Below are 1,570 nucleotides of genomic sequence, written 5' to 3'. Positions count from 1 at the left end.
GACCCCTAGCCCGGATTTCTCATAGGTCCCCAGAAAGTCTCGCAGACTGTGCGGGTTACCGCCATTACCGCTCATTGGCGGCCGTGACTGATCAATAATCGATCAATTCCTGTTGTCCGGACACACGGCCCCCTTCCCCCCTTGAGTCGGGCCGGGGGAGCCCAGGCTTCTATCCCGGAACCAGTTGACGCACCAGGTCAGCGAGTTCGTCTTTGTAAGGATAGCCATCGCTCATCAACACCCGTATGCGCCGAGTGTTGCGAATGATGACCGCGCCCACCTTGATCAGCTTCAGCCGCAGGTTACTGGCGCTCATTCTCTCGAAGGGCGTCTTCTTCAAGTGGGCCCGTAACCGCTCAAACAGCGTGTAGGAAAAGCCCGACAGGAGAAACCGCCACTGATTGGTCCACCACCGCGTGCTGGAGGTGCGATCTGCGAACAGACACAACTGCTGATCCTTGATCCGGTTTTCCATGTCACCCCGGGCACAGTATTGCTCGTAGTAGAGTTTAACGCCGTCGTCGTAACGGGAACGGATAATGAACCTGGGGTTGGCACCCAGTTCGCCTTCCTCCAGACGCGCGATCACCCAGCGGGGGTGTTTCCAGGTCCGGGCCTGGTACTGGAACCGGTAGGTGGCGGAGATTTTTTCACCCAGTTCGTTGTGAGCCTTGCGAACCAGCATCGAGGGTACGTCTACCTCCTTGAGCAGCCGGCTGTTCTTGCTGGTGCCGACCAGATAGTCCACGTGGTTCCGGTCGCACCAGCTCAGCAATCGGGGACGGTAAAAGCCGCTGTCACCCCGGAACACGATGCGGGTATCCGGCCAGTACTGCCGGATGAACTTCACCAGCAGGGCCAGAATGGCCCAGCTATGGCGGCTGTCGCTTCGATTGCTGGTGCGCAGGCAGCTCACCAACAGGGGACGGCCGCAGAACACGTACAGCGGGAAGTAACAATGGTGATCGTAGTAGGCGCTAAAGAACTTGCCGGGCTGGTCGCCATTCACCGGAACGTCGGTGCCATCGAAGTCCAGCACGATTTCCTTGGGTGGGGCGTCGTGCTGCTCAATGAAGTGATGCCACATCAGTTCGTGGGCCTTGACCACGGCCTGCCGGTCCACGCGCTGCTCCATTCGGCACAGTGTTGATTTGCCCGCTAGAATGGCCGCTTCGCCAGTCGCGGTCTGAAGTGCCTGGTCAGCGCGTAACGTTTCGTGATCGTTCAGATCTTCGTCTCCGGCGGCTACGCCAAAGACCCGTTGCCGGATCATGGTTTGTAGCTTGTGGCGAACCAGTACCGGATTACGGGCATCGTCCAGCACCGTAGCCAGGCGCTGAGTGCGGTGGTGTTGGTTGTCGACTTCGCGAAGCAAAAGCAGGCCGGCATCGGAGGCGATATGACCACCGGAGAAATCGGCTTCAATTTGACGGCGAGACAGTGGCGAGAAGGTCAGTTTTTCAGGTCCCATTGTGGATAGCGGCTGTTGGTGCTGGTGAACGGTGTAAGGTCCTGAAACTATAGCACTTTCAGCCGCTTTCTTTTATCCCCTCATGAGAAATACGGGCTA

General features: G+C 58.2%; 1 protein-coding gene. It reads right to left on the bottom strand.

Features of this window, described 5'->3' with window-relative positions; all coding sequences use genetic code 11:
- Positions 1-169: 169 nt before the first annotated feature.
- Positions 170-1,471 carry an IS1380 family transposase gene (locus tag B4967_RS07330; RefSeq protein WP_083024452.1) on the bottom strand — a complete coding sequence of 434 codons (1,302 nt, stop codon included), beginning with the start codon at positions 1,469-1,471 and terminating at the stop codon, positions 170-172.
- Between the last annotated feature and the right edge of the window lie 99 nt (positions 1,472-1,570).

Origin of the sequence: Vreelandella lionensis, from assembly GCF_002087295.1 — a bacterium.
Classification (GTDB): Bacteria; Pseudomonadota; Gammaproteobacteria; order Pseudomonadales; family Halomonadaceae; genus Vreelandella; species Vreelandella lionensis.
The sequence above is the reverse complement of the archived record's forward strand: the minus strand, read 5'-3'. Positions and strand labels throughout refer to the sequence as shown.